The sequence below is a fragment of the Edaphobacter sp. FHG110511_03 genome (genome assembly GCF_059115365.1).
In genome coordinates this window covers 375,210-396,529 of the sequence record NZ_JBZYWL010000006.1, presented here as the reverse complement: position 1 = coordinate 396,529, position 21,320 = coordinate 375,210, and the positions used below count along the sequence as shown (strand labels likewise).

Annotated in this window: 14 protein-coding genes and 2 pseudogenes; 9 read left to right on the top strand and 7 right to left on the bottom strand. The window is 55.9% G+C overall.

What is annotated here, in order from left to right; all coding sequences use genetic code 11:
- Positions 1 to 50 precede the first annotated feature (50 nt).
- Both AC5S26_RS24095 and AC5S26_RS24090 read left to right on the top strand, forming a co-directional pair.
- Positions 51 to 1,919 carry a CRTAC1 family protein gene (locus AC5S26_RS24095; RefSeq protein ID WP_494187497.1) on the top strand — a complete coding sequence of 623 codons (1,869 nt, stop codon included), beginning with the start codon at positions 51 to 53 and terminating at the stop codon, positions 1,917 to 1,919.
- Complete coding sequence (locus tag AC5S26_RS24090) at positions 1,919 to 3,754, top strand: CRTAC1 family protein (RefSeq protein ID WP_494187496.1); 1,836 nt, start codon at positions 1,919 to 1,921, stop codon at positions 3,752 to 3,754. The genes AC5S26_RS24095 and AC5S26_RS24090 overlap by 1 nt, the downstream gene beginning before the upstream one ends.
- A gap of 123 nt (positions 3,755 to 3,877) precedes the next feature.
- Here AC5S26_RS24090 and AC5S26_RS24085 read toward each other — a convergent pair whose 3' ends face one another.
- Entirely contained in the window at positions 3,878 to 4,306 is a 429-nt protein-coding gene (locus tag AC5S26_RS24085; RefSeq protein ID WP_494187495.1) for a lipo-invert putative C-terminal anchoring domain-containing protein, read from the bottom strand.
- Between the two features lie 43 nt (positions 4,307 to 4,349).
- On the opposite strand from AC5S26_RS24085, the gene AC5S26_RS24080 reads away from it, so the two are divergent.
- Positions 4,350 to 4,523, top strand: a complete 174-nt coding sequence (locus AC5S26_RS24080) for a hypothetical protein (protein ID WP_494187494.1) — start codon at positions 4,350 to 4,352, stop codon at positions 4,521 to 4,523.
- Here AC5S26_RS24080 and AC5S26_RS24075 read toward each other — a convergent pair.
- The 3 genes and pseudogenes from AC5S26_RS24075 to AC5S26_RS24065 form a co-directional block, all read right to left on the bottom strand.
- A pseudogene (locus tag AC5S26_RS24075) lies at positions 4,451 to 4,657 on the bottom strand (hypothetical protein); the annotation flags it as partial. The gene AC5S26_RS24080 and the pseudogene AC5S26_RS24075 sit on opposite strands and share 73 nt — an antisense overlap.
- On the bottom strand, positions 4,603 to 5,637 hold the full coding sequence (locus AC5S26_RS24070) for an Ig-like domain repeat protein (protein WP_494187493.1): 1,035 nt from the start codon (positions 5,635 to 5,637) through the stop codon (positions 4,603 to 4,605). The pseudogene AC5S26_RS24075 and the gene AC5S26_RS24070, both read right to left, overlap by 55 nt.
- Before the next feature lie 119 nt (positions 5,638 to 5,756).
- Positions 5,757 to 6,482, bottom strand: a pseudogene (locus AC5S26_RS24065) (FG-GAP repeat domain-containing protein); the annotation flags it as partial.
- 1,566 nt (positions 6,483 to 8,048) lie between these two features.
- Between AC5S26_RS24065 and AC5S26_RS24060 the strand changes: the two are divergent.
- Positions 8,049 to 8,732 (top strand): hypothetical protein, encoded by a 684-nt coding sequence (locus tag AC5S26_RS24060; RefSeq protein WP_494187492.1) that lies wholly within the window; start codon positions 8,049 to 8,051, stop codon positions 8,730 to 8,732.
- Positions 8,733 to 8,930: 198 nt separating this feature from the next.
- On the opposite strand, the gene AC5S26_RS24055 is transcribed toward AC5S26_RS24060, so the two are convergent.
- Positions 8,931 to 9,116: a hypothetical protein gene (locus tag AC5S26_RS24055; RefSeq protein WP_494187491.1), complete on the bottom strand. Its 186-nt coding sequence runs from the start codon at positions 9,114 to 9,116 to the stop codon at positions 8,931 to 8,933.
- Between the two features lie 91 nt (positions 9,117 to 9,207).
- Complete coding sequence (locus AC5S26_RS24050; RefSeq protein WP_494187490.1) at positions 9,208 to 9,666, bottom strand: hypothetical protein; 459 nt, start codon at positions 9,664 to 9,666, stop codon at positions 9,208 to 9,210.
- A gap of 181 nt (positions 9,667 to 9,847) precedes the next feature.
- Between AC5S26_RS24050 and AC5S26_RS24045 the strand changes: the two genes are divergently transcribed.
- The 4 genes from AC5S26_RS24045 (at position 9,848) to AC5S26_RS24030 (ending at position 16,702) form a co-directional block, all read left to right on the top strand.
- On the top strand, positions 9,848 to 10,438 hold the full coding sequence (locus AC5S26_RS24045) for a sigma-70 family RNA polymerase sigma factor (protein ID WP_494187489.1): 591 nt from the start codon (positions 9,848 to 9,850) through the stop codon (positions 10,436 to 10,438).
- Entirely contained in the window at positions 10,435 to 13,296 is a 2,862-nt protein-coding gene (locus AC5S26_RS24040; RefSeq protein ID WP_494187488.1) for a protein kinase domain-containing protein, read from the top strand. The genes AC5S26_RS24045 and AC5S26_RS24040 overlap by 4 nt, the downstream gene beginning before the upstream one ends.
- A gap of 451 nt (positions 13,297 to 13,747) precedes the next feature.
- Positions 13,748 to 15,718, top strand: a complete 1,971-nt coding sequence (locus AC5S26_RS24035) for a radical SAM protein (protein ID WP_494187487.1) — start codon at positions 13,748 to 13,750, stop codon at positions 15,716 to 15,718.
- 120 nt (positions 15,719 to 15,838) lie between these two features.
- A complete protein-coding gene (locus AC5S26_RS24030; RefSeq protein ID WP_494187486.1) occupies positions 15,839 to 16,702 on the top strand; it encodes a G1 family glutamic endopeptidase in 864 nt (287 codons plus the stop codon).
- Here AC5S26_RS24030 and AC5S26_RS24025 read toward each other — a convergent pair.
- Complete coding sequence (locus AC5S26_RS24025) at positions 16,669 to 16,875, bottom strand: hypothetical protein (RefSeq protein ID WP_494187485.1); 207 nt, start codon at positions 16,873 to 16,875, stop codon at positions 16,669 to 16,671. The two genes, AC5S26_RS24030 and AC5S26_RS24025, sit on opposite strands and share 34 nt — an antisense overlap.
- Positions 16,876 to 17,147: 272 nt before the next feature.
- On the opposite strand from AC5S26_RS24025, the gene AC5S26_RS24020 reads away from it, so the two are divergent.
- Positions 17,148 to 20,531, top strand: coding sequence for a TonB-dependent receptor (locus AC5S26_RS24020; RefSeq protein WP_494187484.1), 3,384 nt, complete (start codon positions 17,148 to 17,150; stop codon positions 20,529 to 20,531).
- Positions 20,532 to 21,320 lie beyond the last annotated feature (789 nt).

Below are 21,320 nucleotides of genomic sequence, written 5' to 3'. Positions count from 1 at the left end.
CTCGTTAGAGCTGGCTTTAACATCGCGGCCACAGAGGGAGAGTCTCCACCTTGACATGGTCCCGTCGCACGTTCCTCACCTCTCTCTCTCGAACTGCGCTCGTGCTCACGCTCGACGATGTTCTTTCATTGGCACAGGACTCCCAGATCCCAAGCACACCGCAGATCGGCTCGCGTCCTACCTACGATGCCAAGCCGCGTCCCGCCCCCAAAGGTACGCCTTCCCCCGTCGCTGGAACTCCGCTTGGCGTCAGCTTTATCGACGTAGCCCGACAGTCGGGCCTGAACGCTAAAACCATCTATGGCGGTGAACACAAGAATCGTTACCTTCTCGAAACGACCGGTTGCGGCGTCGCCTTCTTCGACTATGACCACGATGACTGGCTTGATATCCTTCTCGTCAATGGCTCCCGCATAGAAGGTTTCCCGAAGGGCCAGGAACCGTTCTCCCATCTCTTCAAAAACAACCGCGATGGAACCTTCACCGACGTTACCCAAAAGGCCGGACTCGGTCGCAGCGGCTGGGGACAGGGTTGTTGTGTCGGCGACTACAACAACGACGGATGGAACGACCTCTTTGTCACCTACTACGGCCAGAACGTTCTCTATCGCAACAATGGGGATGGGACTTTCACGGACGTCACAGCCAAAGCCGGCCTTACGCAACCGAAGATTCGCTGGAACACCGGCTGTTCCTTTCTTGACTACGACCGCGACGGTCATCTCGACCTCTTCGTGGCCAACTATATCGACTTTGACATCAAGACGGCTCCGCTTCCGGAGGCTGCCGGCTGCGCTTACAAAGGCCTAAAGGTCGCCTGCGGTCCACCCGGTCTCCAGGGCGGAAAAAACATTCTTTACCGCAACAACGGTGATGGTACCTTCACAGACGTCTCAGAAAAATCCGGCATGTTGGAAACGATCGGGACCTACGCTCTTTCCGTCTCCGTCGCCGACTTCGACAACGACGGCTGGCCCGACATCTATGTAGCGAACGACTCCACAGCCTCCACCTTCTATCAAAACCAGAAAAACGGCACCTTCAAGGACGTCGCCATCGAATCCGGTATCGCCTACTCTCCCGACGGGAAACCGCAGGCTGGTATGGGAGTGTCCGTAGGTGACTTGAACCGCGATGGTCTACTGGACATTGTTAAGACGAACTTCGCCGGAGATACCGACTCTCTCTATGTCAACCTCGGCGGCGGCAACTTTGATGACCACACTTACCTCTCCGGCCTTGGCGTCAACACGCGCTTCCTAGGCTGGGGCGTCGGCTTCTTCGACATGGACAATGACGGCTGGCCTGACTTGCTGATGTCTAACGGCCATGTATATCCCGAGGTCGAGGGCACCAATGTTGATGCACCCTATGCCCAGCACAAATATCTTTACCGCAACCTCCGCAACGGACAGTTCGAAGAAGTCACCGCTGAGGGTGGTCCCGGAATCAATGAGACCGCGGCTGCTCGTGGCACTGCCTTCGGCGACTACGACAATGACGGCGACATTGACATCGCTGTCAACTGCGTTAATGGCCTTCCCCAGCTTCTCCGCTGCGATTCCATCACTGGTCGCAACTGGATAAAGATCCGAACTGTCGGCACAAAGTCAAATCGCGCCGGAATCGGCGCCCGCATTATTATCACCACGCAACCTGAGTCCAACGCGAAGCCATTCATCCAGATCGATGAGGTCCGTAGTGGCGGCAGTTACTTCTCGCAGAACGATCTCCGCATCCACTTTGGCCTCGACCGCGCCGCCAAGGCTGACGTTGAGATCCACTGGCCCTCCGGAGCCGTCGACAAACTTCCTGCGCTCGCCGCCAACAATCTGTACGTCATTCAGGAGGGTGGAAAACTTCTCAAGACCGTGCCTATGGGACGGGTCGAATCAAAGACTACAGAACCGAAGACCTGATGTTCCCAATTCCTAAACAAATCGGGAATCTTCTCGCCCAAGCGCGGCACATAAATCAACGCTCTGGAAAAATTCACTTCGTCTGCGGTTTCCTGCTCGCGGTCACCCTCTTTCATCCCCTCTTCGCGCGCGGCCAATCGCAACCCTATCCAGCTAATGCAGATCATCCCTCTCCAGCATGGTTTGTCGACGTAGCCGCCAAGGCCGGCATTCTCGTTCGTAACGTCAACGGAAGCGCGGAAGCCAAGCGTTACATTCTCGAAGCCACCGGCTCCGGCGTTGCTATCCTCGACTACGACCGCGACGGATGGCAGGACATCTTCTTCGTTAATGGCACCACATTCGACAGCGCTACATCGAAAAGCAATCCTACTAGCCACCTCTTCCATAACAACCGCAACGGAACTTTTACCGATGTCACCGCTCGTGCGGGAATCGCTTTCTCCGGCTGGGGCCAAGGCGCTTGTGTCGGCGACTATGACAATGATGGATATGACGACCTCTACATCACCGCCTACGGTAAAAATCATCTCTTCCACAATCAAGGAAACGGAACCTTCAAGGACGGCTCCGAACAGTCCGGGACCTCTGGCACTGGGAAAGAATGGGGTACTGGCTGTGCATTCGTCGACTACGATCGTGACGGCCTACTCGACCTCATCGTGGCCAACTACGTCCACTTCGATCTTGCCACCATCCCTAAGCCCGGCTCCGGTCCCGGCTGCATGTGGAAGGGCGTACCGGTTATGTGTGGACCACGCGGACTTCCCTATGCCCCCAACACTCTCTTTCATAATCGCGGGAGCGGGCGCGCTGGAGAATCGGCCCGCTTCGAAGAAGTCAGCAAACCGAGCGGAATCGAACGCACCAACGGCCACTATTGCTTTTCCGTGACCACTCTTGACTACAACGACGACGGCTGGCCCGACATCTACATAGCCTGTGATTCCACGCCTTCCATTCTCTACCGAAATAATCACGATGGCACCTTCACCGACGTCGCTCCCGACGCTGGTGCCGCATTCAACGAGGACGGCCGCGAGCAGGCCGGCATGGGCTCCACCTCTGCCGACTACGACCGGGATGGCCACCTCGATCTTTTTAAAACCAACTTCTCCGACGATACGTCCACACTGTATCGCTCCCAGGGTGACGGCACCTTCACCGACGAGACTCGCCCTGCCGGGCTCGCCATCAATATTGACGCGCTCGGATGGGGTGCCATGTTCGCCGATGTCGACAATGACGGGTGGCCAGACCTTCTTATCGCGAATGGACACGTCTATCCCGAGGTCGACTCCGCTCGTCTTGGCTCCTTCTTCCGTGAGCGCCGTTTCCTCTACTACAACCTCGGACGCACTTCCTCCGGAGTTGTAAAATTCAAAGACATCAGCAAGACGTCCGGTCCCGCTTTGCTCAATCCCCTGTCTGGACGCGGACTCGCGACGGCTGACCTTTTCAACGATGGACGGATCGAGGCTGTCATCAATAACCTGTCCGACGACACCATGCTTCTCGTCAATGTCGCCCGCAATCAAAATCACTGGCTTGGTGTACAACTCGTCGGAACCACCTCTAACCGCGATGCCATCGGAGCACGCGTCACTCTCCGCAGCGGTACGCGTATATGGGTTGACGAAGTTCGCAGCGGATCCAGTTACAACTCATCCAGCGATCTCCGGATCCATTTTGGACTCGGTACGGATACTCATATTGATTCCATCGAGGTTCGCTGGCCGAACGGCTCTACCGAGGCCTTCGATCCTCCTCCGTTTCCCGACCATATCCTCAAAGTCGTCGAAGGCAAGGGTCGCTTTCTCTCGAACCAGCAATAGAACTCCTCACTAAGGATGGCTACTCGAACTTCTGCCGTCTGGAGGCGACTACCTACTATGCCCGTGGCGCAGCGAAATAGGTTAGCCATCGATGAGATTCCTACGGCGGCTGCGTCTCTCAGCTTATTGGACCTTTAGTGTGAGATTTTGGGCGAGGGCTAAGGCGTTGGTTCCAGTGGCGACGATGTTGATGGTATAGGAGCCGGCGGGGGTAGCGTTTGTGTTCGTTGTGCTGGATCCGTTTGAGTTGCCATTGCCTCCACAACCGGTGATGAAAGTAGAGGCAAGCGTAAGGAGAAGCAGCGGGAGCAAGAGGCTGCTGATCGTGCGGCGGCGGCGGGAGACGAGCAGCAGACCCGGTGCTCCGAAGACAGCGGCAATGAAGGTGTTGGTGCGCGTGGCGAGCCATGCCTGCGTGGTGGTACCCGTGTTGACGGTGAGGGTGATCGTTGGGGTAGAGGTGGGGAAGGTGACGGCAGGTGCGGTGCAGGTGGTGTTGGCTGGTAGTCCTGTGCAGGCGAGGTGGACGATGCCGGAGTAGCCGGAGGGCACGCCGATCGTAACGACGTCGGTAGTGGTACCCGTGGGAGAGGCGGTGAGAGTGTTTGTCGCCGGTGTGAGTGCGAGGAGAGGAAGCGAAGGCGATGAGGACTGGGTGAAGTCGGCATCACCGCTGTACTGTGCGGTGAGGATGACGGTTCCGGCGGGGGCGCTGAACGGCAGTGTTGCGGTACCTCCCGTAAGCGTCGCTGTGCCGAGAGAGGTTTGATTGGCGAGGAAGTTGACAGTGCCGGTCGGTATGCCTGACGTAAGCGAGGCGACGGTAGCGGTGAGGTCAGTGCCGTTGGTTAGGGTGAAAGTAGTCGCGCTCCCGGCTTGGGTGACGGTAAGAGTGCCGTCAATAGCGACGATGTTGTAATTCGCAATGTTGTTGCCGATGGCACTGACGGCGATGGGTAGGCACCGACGGGACTGCTCGATGTGGCAGTTGTGCTGAAGACGGGTTGGAGAATATCTCCATTGATCGCACCGCTGAGCGAGCCAGTGAAGGCAGGGTTTGGCGCGCCGAAGACGCGAGCCGTGTTCGTTGCACTGACCATCAAGTCAGCTTTGTTCACTGCGAATGTGGCGGTCGTTACAAATGCCGGATATCCGTTCATTGCGACCTGCGAAGCCTGCAGTTTTACGTATCCGGTTCCTGTGATGGTGACTATGGATCCAGCGATCGTGACTGGACCGCTTAGAACGGAGTAAACAACAGGTGCTGGTGACGGCGAGTTTGCCGTAAGGCTAAAAGGACTGTTCCCATAAGTATGTGACCCCACAACGAATGTAAGCGTGGAGTTGATTTGGACGTTGATCGATAGAGGATTCGAAGTACTGCTAGAAAACTTACCCTCTCCAGGAAAAGTTGCGGTTACGCTATCGAGACCGATTGGCAGCGCGGTTGTAGTGAAAACAGCGACGCCACTCTTGAGTGCAGCGGTGCCAAGTGTTGCGTTGTTGCTAACGAAGTTGACGAGATCGCCATCCGTACTGAGCCCCTGAGCAGCGTATGGGCTAAGTTTAGCGGTGAATGTAAGGGGAGTCTGATAAATAGAACTTCCACTATTGGCACTAAGAATAAGTGTGGAAGGTGGGACACCAGTCCGTCCAATCGCTCTACTTTCGCTGTAGATCAGGTCTCCCGGATAAGTTACAAAAACATCAGCTAAATAATTATCCTGGTAATAGCTTGGGAAGGAGATCGGCGAGATGGACGCAGATGCCGTGGCGGCAGGACTGGTGAGGAAAAGAACATTCGTGCCGGAGGCCTCACCGATGTTTGTTCCTCCGAGTACGTCGGCGTAGCCATCGCCATTGAAGTCCGTTGCGATGACCATACGTGGGCCATATTCCGATTGACCGCCTCGGCTGGTCCCGATGAGGCCGCCCGTAAAGTCCCATCGCCGTTGCCCAGACCTGCGCCGACGTTCTCGGCTCCTCCACTAACCAGGTCGACCTTGCCATCCCCATTAAGATCGCCAGCAGACAGGCTATCACCTACGTAGAAGCCAAAAGCCGGGTTTGTTACAAGAGTGAAAGTTCCGTCTCCGTTACTCAGAAAGACGGCGAACGGAACATTGTCACTCACAATAGCTATATCTGCTTTGCCATCCCCATTCAGATCGGCTACTGCGGTGGACCCAAATCCATTAGCGGGTGTCCCGACAGATGACGCAAAGGTGGCTGTGCCGCCTCCATTATTCAGCAGGACTTTAAGCGCATATTCCCCCGGCGGATATTCTGTGTCGGAGTTATTATCAAGAACAGCTAGATCGGGGTTTCCATCACCGTTAAAATCCCCTGCCAGAAAGTTATATTCCCCGGACCCATCCCAGGGAATGACGGCTCCCTGAGTGAACGACCCATCGCCATTGCCCATCCATAGCACGACTTGATCGGGACGTAGCATCATCACAGCCAGATCGGTCCGTCCGTCCTGGTTGAAGTCGTCTGCGACAACCGACCAGCAACCAGTCGCTGTTAACGAACCAGTTGGGTTGAAGGTTCCATCGCCATTTCCAAGCAATAGTGTGGGATTGGTTGAACCCTTAAAAAAGGCTGCCAGATCAGCCTTTCCATCGCCGTTAAAGTCGCCAGCACGCAGGCTGGTGCATGTCGCCGGAAGTGTGGGCCCAGCTGCCTGGACGAAAGTGCTACCTGTCCCCGTTCCGAGTAAAAGATATGCCGCCGATGAAGAGGTACTTGGCGAAAAGGTAGTTGAGTCGTTACGAAGACGTCAGGTCTGTCATCGTTGTTAAAATCAGCCACGGTGAATGAAGTAGGAAGATTGGCCTGAGCCATAGCCGGTCCCCTCAACCTCCAGTTGAGGGGACCGGGTATCAGAGGCGCGCTCAAATAGGGTCCCGTCGCCGTGTCGAAGAAGACTATGCCAGTGGGAGTCGCGGTCTCTCCCGTGATGGTTGCCGTTTCAATCAAGGTGGAATGATCAGTAGGATCTAGGCTTTCGACAATGGACGACACAGTAGTCGGAAGCACTGATGTGGGGGGAGGCTGAGAGGTCACTGTGAGCGCGACGGCATTCGAAGAGCTTCTACCACCCGCGAATGTTGTAATCGCTCTGTACGTATGCTCGCCAGATCCTGGATAGAAACTGAATGAGGCAATTCCACCCGGCATGATCTGTGAAGTACCGAGTTTATGAATATCGGTGCAGTAGGGAAAGGCGGCATCACAGAAGGCAACCTGGCCAGCGGTGAGAGGCGCTCCGTTGGTTACACTCACGCTGAGGGTAACCATTTCACCTTGCGCCACGGTCGTCACTGGACTTCCCGCGCTCATAACGGCTAGCGTCGTAGTCGTTGAGGCAAAGGAGAGCATAGTAGAGCCGCTCAGACCGCTGATACATAAGAGGCCCAAAAGCAATCTGAAGTCCGACCTAAAAAAGTGTTGACGAGACAAGAACCGGGCAGGAGAAAACATAAGAACCTCAAAGGGAAAACGCAACCTGGCCTACCACACGTCTAGACCATGCAGAGAACCTTGAATAGCGATTGCGCGCAGGTCGAGTCTAGCCTTTGCATTTGCCGTTGGAAAGGAAATATTCTCTGCGACTTCGCTCTTTTTCCCAAATTAGGACCGACGCAATTGTTGAGCCGTGCCGGCGCAAACGGCATGAATCGTCTGGGCTATTTCATCTGTCTCTCTTCCTTCTATACAGGTAGCCTCGTCTCCGACTTCCCTCGCTGCTTGCATCAGATCCTCGTCAGGATGAAGGTCATGAAAATGACACTCGTACCCAATTCCTAAGCTTTCCTCACGTGCAACCGGCGAGGCCGTTCATGCCAACATGCCAATGTCGAGAATTGCAATCTGAGGACACCTCTCCTTGATCAGTCATTTCAGGGATTCCCTGACGATCGCAAAGTCTCTCAATAAGGACATTCTCTAAGTGACCACACCCACCCAGACTCACAACCCTGGCTTTCATCTATCCGCTATCCCCAGTCTTGTCGAGACCAATATCATGAGGCTAGGCCAAACTAGGACCTACAACAGATAGGCAGTGACCGCAGTGGTGATGTGCTGAATTTCGGTATTCACGTGCAATTCTTTGCAATGTCAACAATCCTCGCACAACCCTTCTTGCCGCAAAACTAATCACATCCGCATTCATTGCGGATGGCGCATGAATTGCATCATGCCAAGTGTTGGATCTTATGTTGCCTTGCTTCGCATCCATGACCTGAAGCGATTTTGGGTCCAGGAAGAAAGTTCATGGTGAAGAAAAATGAAGCGATCCTTTCGTTCTCTTAATCTCTCTCGGCTATGCATTTCATCTGTCTGCCTCTTCGTGGTCCTGACCACAGTTCCAGGCCACGCTGATTCGATTGCCGCGTTCAGTTTCACATCGTCCAACTACCGCGTCGATGACAATGACACCGCGCAGCTCGGTTATAACTTCACAACTGGAAGCACTCCAATCACCGTCACCGCACTGGGCTACATCAACGACGGATTCAACGGCACGCACGCCGTCGCGCTCTTCCGCGTTGACACTCAGCAGATTGTGCCCGGCGCAATGTCCACCGTCACAACCGTCGGCGGAGGCCCAACCAGCACCACCTTCAGTTATACCGACCTTTCCTCGCCCATAACTCTCGACGCCTACACTCAGTATCAAATCGTGTCTCAGTTCTTCGCAGGCGAACACTACTACACCCAGGCACAAGGATTCATCTCGCAATTCGGATTGACCCTCAACACCGCGGTATACAGCGACTACGGAGATCCTCCAGCCTCTCCCCAATTCGCAATCAGCAGCTATGCCCCAAACACTCCAGGAAACTTCGGCCCGAACTTCAAAATCTTGACTCCGGATACCTCGCTGACCCCAGTGCCAGAGCTGTCCTCGATCTACCTCGTGGCCAGCGGGGTAGTTAGTTTCGCTGTATCTCGCCTGCGTAAAAACTGACTCGTCCGGAGGTAGGGTTGATTCGCGGATCTGGACTTCGGTAATCGCGAGTTGGACATGATGATTTTGCGCAGCGAACGACATTTCAGCTTTGCGTCAATACGAAATGGTCGGCTTGGTTTGCGATTTTGAACTCACGTCTGTAAAGCTTATATCCCTTGCGGTCATCTTTCCAACGGCGCCTACTGCGCTAACTTTTTACTTATGCCTGACGCTGCCGATCTTATAGTTAGTCTGAATCGAGGTGAGGATCGCGCCGGCTATCATCAGGCGTGGGGAGTACTGATAGCGAGCACCGAAGCCTTCGCATTCGGCCATGGTTCTACTGAGAAATGAGGCGATCCAGGAACTGAAGTTCATAGGATGTTGGTCGATGTGAACCATGACGCACCTCCGTCTATCTCGAATTTCCTGTGCGGTTCAAATGGGGAGTGGCAGCCGGCCGATGGGAGAGCCCATGGGCCGGCTGCTATAGTTAGCGCGGCGGCTCGTTCAACGCGAGCTCTGTGGTTGAAGGTGCGGGGATATTTGCCGCACGAATTGCTTCCTTCTCCGCATGGCCCTTCGGAAGTTCGAAACCGTTTACTTGACCCGGCGACCACACTTGGTAGAGGAAATACCTGTTTCCGTAGCAGTGGAAGATCAACTTGCCACGGTCGGATGGCTTTCGCGTCTGCGTGTTTGTGGTGAGCAGGAGCTGCGATCTGGTCTGGGTTGTACTGCGCACGATCAGCACACGATTGGACAATGCCTGGATATCGTACTTTCCAGCAGGCATCATTTCAGATCCGCTTCGAAAGTCGAACGGGATATCGACCACGAGGTGCATGTTGGTCTGAGCGGTTGCACGAGGGGCTGGTGCAAACACACTGAGAGCAAAGGCAATGGCGAGGGTTGACGGGGAGAATAGGGATTTGAGAGAGAGGAGTTTCATGGCGGTGTCTCCTTTATGACAGTGGCTTCGACTCCATCTGTCTTACCTGTTAATGCGAAGACCAGATGAAATCGCGCCACGGTCGCGGAAAATTTTCTAACTGCGTATCGACTATGGAAGGGTCGGTATAAGACCCTAAGGAGTACACTTTTCCAAAGTTGAAGATAGGACCTCCGCCGATATGCAAACGAGCAGAGATGTCCCCGAACATGACGTGACGTTGCTTCTGCAGAGGATGAGAGTAGGCGATTCCGGTGCTGCCTCTGATCTCATGCCCCTGATCTATAAGGAATTGCACGCTATTGCTGCGAGGCACATGCGGCGCGAAAGACCGAACCACACGCTACAGTCCACGGTCTTGGTTCACGAGGCGTTTCTTCAACTGGCGGGTACCAGCAAAGTGGACTGGCAGAGCCGTGCGCATTTTTTTGCACTGGCATCGCGAGCGATGCGCAGGGTTCTCGTTGATCATGCCAGGGCAGTAAATGCTGATAAACGTCCCGGTGCTCATCAGCGGGTAGAGTTGGATTCTGGATTGGGTGCTTCTGAAAATATCGTCGATCTGCTTGCACTGGATGAGGCACTGGAGCGGCTTGCGACCTGGGACGAGCGCCAGAGCCAGATTGTAGAGATGCGTTTTTTTGCGGGACTTAGCTTTGAGGAGATCGCAGAGGTGATAGGTATCTCGGAGCGTACCGCTAAACGGGATTGGACGATGGCCCGGGCGTGGCTTCACACAGAGCTCACGAAGGATCCGCATGGTGCCCCATGAACTCCGAGCGGTGGCGCGAGATCAAGAATATTTTTGATGCCGCGGCGGATCTCCCGGCAGAGGAGCAGTTGAGTTATGTGCGCGGCTTGACTGGTGAAGACAAGGAACTCGAAGCCGAAGTACTACGGCTGCTGCGCGGGAACGCAAGCACAAATGGCTTCATGGAAAAGCCTGTCGTCGATTTACACACCTATATCAAGCCCGTCAACGATGCGGCTGTTTTGGAGACGGGGAGGGTCTATGCGAGACGGTTTGAGCTCCTGCGATTCCTTAGCCGCGGCGGCATGGGCGAGGTCTATGAAGCGTGGGATACAGAGCTCGACGAAGCGGTCGCGCTCAAGACCATTCGTCTTAGGATCGCTTCAAACATCGATATAATCGAGCGCTTCAAACAAGAGGTAAGGCAGGCGCGGGAAGTCTCCCACCCAAACATCTGTCGTGTACACGAGTTGTTCAGCCACTCCTTGGAGGATGGACAGCTACTGTGGTTTCTTAGTATGGAGTTGCTGAGGGGAGAGACTCTTCGGGAGTGGATTCGGATCCACGGCCCTCTTCCCACCAGCCTCGCGATGAGCGTGGGCAGGCAGATGGTCGATGGACTCAGCGCCGCTCACACGGCCGGCTTGGTGCATCGAGACTTCAAAAGCAGCAATGTCATCCTGGTTCCGGGAGCCAAGGGTGGGGTGCGGGCCGTGATCACCGATTTTGGGCTCTCCCTGAAGATGTTGAGAACACGAGAAGGACTAGCTGAGCCGGGAGGACTCGGAACCCGCGGATACATGGCTCCTGAACAGGAGGAGAATGGGGAGGTAGGCCCGCTCGCCGATCAGTATTCGTTGGGTGTTGTCCTGTGCGAAATGGTGACGGGTTCGCTTCCGGGGTGGTCAGAGCCCAATCAATCTTCGGCGAAAAGCTTCCTGGATCTGAATGGGAAAGAGTTTCCGGCTCGATGGGAAGATGTCATTCGAAGATGCCTGCAGCGAGAGCCAGCGGGCCGCTACCCCGCGATCGAAAAGGTAGCAGCTGCCTTAGCTCCGCCTGGGATCTTTGGCACTCCACGGCGTATCGTGGCGGCAGTCCTGTTGATAACAGTTATGGCAGGTGCCGGCGCTTTATGGTGGAGAAGCAGGAACAAGTGCCACATCTGTGAGATCGTCCAATTGACTCCGGACACAGACGAGTCGGAAAATCCCAGCCTTTCGAGAGATGGCCACGCGATTGTCTATTCGTCCGATCGTTCCGAGACCGGGAACCTGGACATCTTTCTCCAACAGATTCCAGGTGGGCGACTCTCTCGATTGACCAGCAATTCTGCGAGGGACAGCAACCCGAGCATATCGCCAGATGGGAATGTTGTAGCCTTTCGTTCCGAACGGGGCGGAGGTGGGATCTATCTCAAGTACGTTCGCGGGGGGAAGGAAGTCCTGCTCGTTCCCCGCGGCCGAAATCCCGTGATATCGCCCGACGGTCAGAGTCTGCTGTATTGGACCGGCGATCCCGACCCCAGCGTCGCATCCGGTAAGGTCTTCCTGCTCCCCTTGCGAGGAGGCGGGCCTGTTCAGATTGCGAAGAGCTTTCAGGATGCGCGTTTTCCGGTCTGGAGTCCCGACGGACGAAGATTTATCTTCTCGGGATGCGAGAACGCAGATAAGGCCTTGGCAGGATGCACGGAGTGGTGGATTACAAGTCTGGATGGGCGCAAGATCGTGAACACCCACGTCATGAAGCGTCTCCAGAGTGTTGGTCTCATCATGTCGCAACCCACCGGACTCTTCTGGGATGAGAGTGGGCTGGTGTTCGGGTGTGGGCCGGGTGGATTACAGGTCACCCTCTGGACGATCAAGCTGGATCCCCAGACATGGACGTCTGTAGGTGCGCCAAGGCAGCTCCTCAAGGAAAATGCCAGAGACCTGAGTCCCTCCGTCGCGAACAACGGAGCGATTGCGTTCACGCGCCTGTCAGGCGCACTCCATGTATGGCGGGTTGACCGGGCATCGCATCCGGGTGAGGTTTCTCTGTCCAAGATCACAGAGGATGCGCAGATCGACAGCTCCCCATTTGTCGCAGAGGGGGGGAGATGGCTAGTCTTCACGAGAGGAAGAGGAAGCCAGCGAAGCATCTGGATCAGGGATAACGTCGAGGACTCCGAGTCTTTATTGATCAATCCCGGCGTGCCCAACCAGTCGCCGATCATTGATAAGACTGGCCAGCTGCTGGCCTTTGAACAAACCGACCCGCCGAGCGAAGCTACCTCGATCAGCACAAGGATTGGAGAGGGTCCGGTGCGGCGCCTCTGTCGCGGATGTGGCGCTCCAACCGGATGGTTCGATACTGATCGGGCTTTCTTTTATCGAGAGGGTATGCCCTCCATCATCAAGATGGCTGACCCGCGCACAGGCAAATCATGGGTTGTGCTGCAGGAAGATGGCGCGGAGCTGAGCGATTCCAGCTGGTCGCCCGCGACCGAGATGATGCTGTTCGTCGAGACAAAGGGTGATCGTAAGCAAATGTTTGCAGTGCATCTTCCCCGATCGACTGGGAAGGTGGAAGGAAAGTGGATCCCCATTCCGGATGAAGGTGTTTCCCTGGAACATCCACGATGGTCTGGAGACGGCCACACCATCTTCTACTTCTCAAACAAAGATGATTCTTTCTGTGTCTATGGACAGGCTTTTTCCCCTGAAAGAGGTGGATCGGCAGGCACTTCGTTTGCTGTGGCTCATTTTCATAACCAGCGGGCCTCGATCGACAACGTGGTCCCGAGAGCGCGCAATCTTTCCGTCGAAGGGGATTCGATTTACTTCAATCTGGGTGAGCAGAGATCGACGATCTGGCTCGGATCACTTGCGAGGCGATAAATAAAAAGTTCTCGCGGCCGCACCAAATCGATTCTATCTGGGCTACAATTGGCGAACCCCGGGGAAATCGGCCAAAATTCTACGTCTGGAGTGGAATGATGAGTCCCGATCCATATATACCTCCTCCCACAAAGGAAACGTTCATAGCGGTCAATGTACGCGAGGACGCAACCAGAGAAGAGATTGTTCGCGCCATAGATGAGGCGTTGAAAACAATCGACAATCCTTATTTCCAGTACGCTACTCCCCAGTATATGAACTGTTTGCGGGCCGGATCGGGTAAAGATTTGCCGCCAATAAATAGTGGCAAGGCCCTGCAGATAATGGTGAGACACGAAGGCCCCTAAGCACACCGGCTACGTCGAGCCAAGGGTGAGCTATGCATTGTTGTCTGATTACTGCTCCGACTGTCACCGAATTTCGAAGCCAGGAAGAGCTGATTAGCGACTCGGTGCAGTCAGTCTCTTCTCTGCCGCAACTCGGCATTTTGAGCGTTGCTGCCGTGCTTGAGAGATGCGGAGACATCCCGCATCTCATCGACGCGAATACTGCCTATATGGAGTACGCCGATATCCCGGGCAGACTCCATGCTGACACGTTTGCGGAGTTTCTTGCGGAGATCGCCGTTCGTTCCAACGCTGACCTGTACGGGTTCAGTTCGATCTGCAGCACGTATCCGTTGACTGTTCGAGTGGCCCGGGCCGTGAAGGATCTTCGCCCACACGCGATGATTCTGTTTGGCGGACCTCAGGCTTCTGTCGTGGATGAAGCCACCCTTGCGGCCTTTCCATGGGTTGACTTTGTTTTGCGAGGCGAAGTGGAGCAGAGCTTGCCCTGCCTGTTCCAGGAGCTTCACCGCGATTATGACTTCTCTCAAGTCAGAGGACTCACCTACCGCGATGGAACCGCGATTAGACGGAATCCCAACGCTCCAGTGATCGAGGACCTAGATGCTCTTCCACCTCCGGCGTATCACCTGTCGAAGTATCTGACGAAGGCCACGTCAGCCTCGATCGAACTCGGTAGGGGATGCCCGTTCTCTTGCACCTTTTGCTCTACCAACGATTTCTTCAGGCGGAACTTCCGACTTCGATCTCCTGCAAGAGTGCTAAAGGAGATGAGAGAGATTGCAGAAGTCAGTGGTATCCGCCACTTCGATCTGGTACACGATATGTTTACCGTCGACAGGAAGCGTGTTGTTGCATTCTGCGAGGCGATGCTCGCTAGCGATGAGGGGTTTACGTGGGACTGCAGCGCCCGTACGGATTGCGTCGACAAGGAACTACTGGAGCTGATGGCTCGAAGTGGCTGCCGGAACATCTTCTTTGGAATCGAGACAGGCTCCCAGAAGATGCAGCGGGTGATCGACAAAGATCTCGATCTCGATACTGCAAGGGAGATGCTCAACATCGCCGAGCAACTCGGAGTGAAGACGACGGTGGCGCTGATCACTGGCTTTCCCGAGGAGGATTGGGAGGATGTTCGCAGCACGCTCCGAATCTTCACCGATGCTGCCCGACATACACGATCGCATCCTCAGTTGAACATCCTGGCTCCCCTGGCAGGCACGCCGATTCACACGCTCCACAAAAACGAATTGGTCCTCGAGGACTTGTGCTCCGATATGTCGCATCAGGGACTTACCCAGAGCGAGCAAGACCTTGCATTGATTCGGAGCTACCCAGATATTTTTCCAAACTTCTACATGATCCCGGTGAAGGGATTGGACCGCGATGTGCTCTTCGAATTGCGCGAGTTCCTCAGCATGACGGTCGAGTGCTTCCGCTGGCTGCTGTGCTCAATTGACCTGGCGACGGATCTGCTGGGCTTTCACGATGAGTGGCGAGCCTGGCGGATAAAACTTCGTGGAGATCTTATCGGGTCTGATCTCCGGCGATACTATGTCGGAAGCCTCTTTCGAGGGGATTTCATCTGCTTCATGAGCGAGCATCGACTCGTCGAGAATCCTGTCATTCGTGCTTTGGTGCGCGCTGAAGAAATGATTAAGGCTGCAGCAGAGGCACAAGAAAACGCATGCGGCGAGCGCATTGCCATTGCCGTAGGTGAGCCTCTGCAATCGGCGGATGTTCCCCGTACCAGAGGCACGACTCGAACACTGAAGTTTGAATACAAGCTGGGGGAGATTGTCACGTCGATTGCCGCTCGAACGGAACCTGAGCGGGCGGAAGTCTTTTACGCCACGCGGCTCGATGACAAGGGCGTTCTTCGGATGGTCGAGATCTCGAATTTGCTGGCCGCTGTTATCAAGGTGTGCGACGGCCGCCACACAGTGGCTACGATCATCGATACACTAGCTGGCAAACTTCCCCAGTTGGAAGAAGACACGAGGATCTATATATCCAGAAGCCTATTGAGCGGCGCACACGCGGCTGGTTTCGTCGATATATATCGGACCCCCTGAGGCCGCCCCGCGGCAACAAAATCAGGGCTGCAGCGTGATAATCCTGTTTACCGTATCAGCGCATAGGGCTATAAAAGGTTGCGGCAACGTAGGCGACTTACAGTAGAAAAGGAGAGTGTCATGGCTGGAAAGCAAACCCCCGACGGGAAAAAAGTCCACCTCTACCGACCCCCATCGAAGGACTTCGACCCCTTCGCAGCCACCGAGAAGGACTTGATGAGGCACGGGCTGCCGCTGCGGCCTGATCCCCAGACTCAGCCGGGGATGGCAGCGCTGTGGGAGCGACAGGCAGCCCGCTATCGCAGCTTCGAACATCTCGAGCCGCGGCCCGACACCACGACGGCGACCAAAAGGGCGGTTACCGCTCTCGCTCTGGGCCCGGACCCCATCGAGTCGTGCGGCTACCAGCTCTTCAGCTCCTCGGCACCGTTCACCGCACTGTTCATAACATGGACTGTGCCCGACCTGCACTTCACCCTCAGTCCGATCGGCGTCAACCATTTTCATACCTTCGTCGGTCTCGGCTTCCTTGACGTCCACGTCGAGATGACCGTCGACTCCGCACAGAACGTCACCAGCCAGATCTGGGCTCAAAGCATCGGTCAGATCAATTTACCCGTCCGCCCCGGCGATGTAATCAGCGGCTCTCTGTGCCTTCAAACCAACCAGGCTGGCACAGCGGCATACTTCCTCGCCAACGAGACCACATCGCAGACGATCAACTTCTCGGTCGACACCGGGTTCCCCCCTGCCGTCACCATAAACGCAGGCGTCACTCGCAGCTGGCCGTTGAATCAACCGTTCCCCCCGCTTGCCAGCTTTGGAGTGGTTTACTTCGATGAGATCAGCGCCTACACGACGAGTGGTCCTCGGTCGCTCACGTCGGGAGAGGCTATCACGATGGTCGACCAGAACGGTAGGACCCTCGCCAGGCCCGTGAGACTCACCGACTACGCCTTCAAGACCGTGTTTGTAACGGCCTGATCGCCAGCGCCGCGCGAGACTCCAATTACGTAACGCAGGCGTAATGCATGGAACTGTGCCGAGGCGATCGACGGTGGTCGTTGCTTCCCCAGCAATAATCCATCGTAAAAACTTGCGGCCAGTTGCGACGATCGATCAGAGGCCTTGGGCTGTCCCTGAGAACTGGCGGACACTGATTGCTTCAACGTTTAAACAGCCCATCCCGTCGAAGTGATCACAACTGGAGACGGCGAAGAAAACCCAAATGTCGTCTCCAAATTTGTTCATGGTTTGTCGCCAAACGGGAAAGAAATTCTCCAGGGAGTGACCGCAGAGGCACCAAATGTCAAGATGTTTACGAAAGCGGTAACTTTTTTCAGGATCATGTGTCTACCCTTTGACGCCACATAGTCTGAACTCCCCAAGGCAGACTCCCCTAAGGCGTGAAGGAGCAACAGAAACCAAAATGAAAAACTATAGGCACTACGCCGCCCTCCTGGCGGTAATTTGTCTTTTTACGGGATGGCTAAACGCACAAAACGTTACCGGTGCCGTCAGTGGCATCGTCACCGATCCCAGCGGAGCGGTCATTCCCAACGCGACTGTCATCGTTCATAACGTCGGAACCGGCGTCGATACGTCCGTCACCACCAACGAGGTCGGCCTCTACAGCGCCCGCTTCCTTCCTATCGGCCAGTACCAGGTCACCGTCTCCGCCACCGGCTTCACCACCTCGAAGTTCACCCCCTTCACCCTCGAGATCAACCAAACTGCCAAGTTCGACGCCAAGCTCGAGCCCGGCGGAACCGCCACCGTCACCGATGTCAGCGCCGAGTCCGCTCCTATCCTCAACACCAACGACTCCTCCCTTGGCATCTCCCTCTCCACCAACGAGATCGCCAACATCCCACTCAACGGACGCAACTTCTCCTCCGTGACCCTCTTCCAGCCCGGCGCCATCGCCACCGACCCCCAGGGAATGACCGGCAACAACGCCATCGAGCGGAGCACCTTCAACAACGGCGTCGCTTCCATCAATGGCAACCGCAACCAGGCCAACTACTACACCCTCGACGGTGCCGATCTCAACGAGCCCCAGAACAACCTCATCGCCTATAACCCGGCACCCGACGCCATCGCCGAGGTTCGCGTTATCTCCGCCAACGCACCCGCGCAGTTCGGCAACGCTAACGGAGGTGCCGTCATCTCTGTCCTGAAGTCCGGAACCAACCAGTTCCACGGCTCGGCCTACGCCTTCCTCCAGAACCAGAACCTCAACGCCAACTCTTGGGCCAACAAGTTCGCCAACCCCATTATCGCGATCAATCCCTATACTCAGACCATCTTTGGCGGAACCGTAGGAGGCCCGGTTCTGAAGGACAAGCTCTTCTTCTTTGCCGACTACGAAGGCGCCCGTTCTCACACTGGAGGTCTGCAGCAGGCTAGCGTTATCCCCGCGGCGATGCGCAACGGAGACTTCTCTTCCCTGCTTCGCACCGGTTCCCCTATTCAGCTGTACGACACACAGAACGGATTCGCAGCCTATGCCAACAATCAGCTTCCCATCCTGAACCCCGTCGCCAAGTACCTCTTCGCTCATCCGGAGCTCTACCCGACCGAGAACGCAGCACCCACCGACGGTCTACTCCAGAACAACTTCCAGGGAGCGCAACGCAAATTCGTTCGCAACGATCAGGGCGACATCAAGATCGAGTGGAACGCCACTCAGACTAACAAGTTCACCGCCTTCTACTCGCAGTCCAACGCGGGCGACACTCAGACGGCGCTCATCCCCATCACCTTTCCACCCCAGAACGTCTACCCCACCAAACTCGGTGGCGGAAGCTGGATCCATACCTTCTCTCCCGCCATCGTCAACGAGGCCCGCTTTGGCTTCACCCGCGTGCGCTGGGATAACAGCATCCCCACCGACCCCTCAGGAGCCTTCGGACTCAACGGCAACTCCCTCGTCGGCATTCCCTTCGGAGCCCAGCCCTACCCCGGATTCTCCGGACAGAGCCTTGGCAACAACGCCTCCTTCCTCGGAACCAGCGCAAGTATCCAGGTCTTGCGCGACAATACCTTCAACTACTACGACAATCTCACCTGGCAGCGCGGCCACCATCTGCTCTCCATCGGTATCCAGGCCACCCGTTACCAGCAGAACTACCTCAACTCCTCCAACTACGGCTTCCTGGGTGAATTCGACTACTCCGGCAACTTCACAGGTCTGCCCGGCGGAGCCGGTTACGGGCCAGCTGACTTCGTCCTCGACCGCGTCTCCACCTCTCAGCTCGGATCTTCCATCGGCTTCGTCGGCAACCGTCAGTGGCGCACCGCCGGCTACATTCAGGACGATTGGAAAGCTACCGATAAACTGACCGTCAACATCGGTCTCCGTTACGAGTTCGATCAGCCCTGGGTCGAGGTCAACAACAAGACCGCCAACGTCGATCTCACCACCGGGATCGTCCAGTACGCGCACAGCATTCCGGCCGGAGCTCCCGCCGGGTCCCAGCTCTGTTCCAACCGAGCCTGTTACAACCCCAACTACGCCCAGTGGATGCCTCGCATCGGCTTCGCCCTTCAAGTCAACCCGCGTGTCGTAGTTCGTGGAGGCTACGGCGCCACCAGCTTCTTCGAGGGCAACGCCGGTAACCAGCGTCTCACCTCTTCGCCCCCCTTCGCCCAGGGAAGCCACGTCGTGGCCATCAATCCCAGTGCCGGCAGCGCAGGAACGCCATTCCGTATCGAAGACGGCTTCTCGCCTTCGTTCAGCGCCACCAGCCAATACTCTGTTTGGCCGAAGAATATTCAACCCGCCTACATCCAGCAGTTCTCCCTCACCACGGAGTTCGCTCTCACCAATAAGACCTCGGTTAGCGTTGGCTACCTTGGCGAGACGGGACAACATCTGATCGACTACCGCAACGGCAACCAGCTCACTGCTGCTCAGGCAGCGATCTACTCCGCGCTTCCGGAGGGAGCTCCGATTCCCGCAGCTGCCCAGGCGCCCTACACCAACCTGGTCGGACAAACGGGGCCCCTGCTCGTTACCGAGTCCAACGCCATGATGAACTACAACGGCGCCCAGGTCACGGTACGGCATCGCGCCGACCGCGGCTTCGAGTACACCGTCAACTACACCTACGCCAAGTCCATGACAAACTCCGCCGGTAATTACGGCCAGCCCGGCGTTGGGGGATCAACGGGTGCGTTCCAGGACGCCTACAACCCACAGGCGGACTACGCTCCCTCTGGTCAGGATGTTCGTCACAACCTCAATGCCGTCGGTGTCTACGCTCTTCCGTTTGGACGCGATCAGCTCTACGGCTCGCACATCAACCGTGCTCTCGACCTGATCGCCGGAGGATGGAAGGCCTCTTCGACTGTTATCGCTTACACGGGGCTGCCCATCACCATCCAGGCTCCGAATGTCTCCAACTCCTTCAATACCTTTTCCACATCACGCGCCAATCACTACCGCAAGTTGGTCATCCGCAACCGATCCCTCAACCATTGGTGGGGCACCGATCCTTCGGCCATCCCCTGCAGCGGTCCTGACAACGGCGTCTGCGCCTATGGTGTAGCCGCCCCTAACACGTTCGGCACCGCCCGTCCCGGCTCTGAGCGCGTCCCTGGATTCGCACAGATCGACGGAGCGGCCTTCAAGGACTTCCACATCACCGAGAGGCACGTCCTCGGCTTCCGTGCCGAAGGCTTCAACCTCTTTAACATCGCCTCTTATCAGAATCCGGATGCCTCAATCCAGGACCCCAACTTTGGTCAGATCACCAACACCCGCTCCAAGGAGCGAGTCATCCAGCTGAACCTGCACTACTCCTTCTAACCTCGGTCTCGCGAAGGACCGACTCCAAAACGAAGCCCCGCATCTCCTCAAGAGATGCGGGGCTTTTTTTCTTGAAAGTTCGAACTGGCGATGACATTTCGGAAATTCTCTCGGATTCGGTCCGGCAGATCGCTGCTTCCTTCCCCTCTGCCATCTGCTCCAGGAGTTCAATATCAATCTCTCCTCTGAAATTGAATGGGAGAAGTGACCACGGGCATGACGACCCATCGTGAGCGTTGGCCCTCCGGTAATATCCATCCGCATAAGCTTTGCCGTTCAGTTTCGAGGTAAGGCATCTGGGACAAAATCGCATTTGGATAACAATCCAATTACAGCCTTGAGACGATAGCTTGACACCCGCGGACTCTCAGCGGAATACGTTGGTGAAGAGAGGGATCGATGCTGAAGTCTACTTCCCTATCAATCGATTCGCGGTATTCACCACAATCTTGTGGGCTGCCGTCCTGTCGAGCACGCCTAACTCACGAGCTCAGAATTCCGAAGTGAAAAGTATCGGCCTCTTCCGCGCGCATGTGAGCAACAGCGTGCTCCTTGAAAACAGCGTGTCAAGGGTTGCCAATGCGTGAGAGTAATTTCTCTCATTTCTCTGAGCACAAAAAAAGGAATTCTCATGAAAAAGCGCTTTTGTCGGTGCCCCATTCAAGGGCACATGAATGCTATGAATCCTGAACTGAAGATAAAGGTCCGTGGACATGACCTTTTGTTTCGTTCCCGCCCCACTATGCGTGAAAAACGTCCGCCTACACGATGATCCATAGGCGGCGCCAC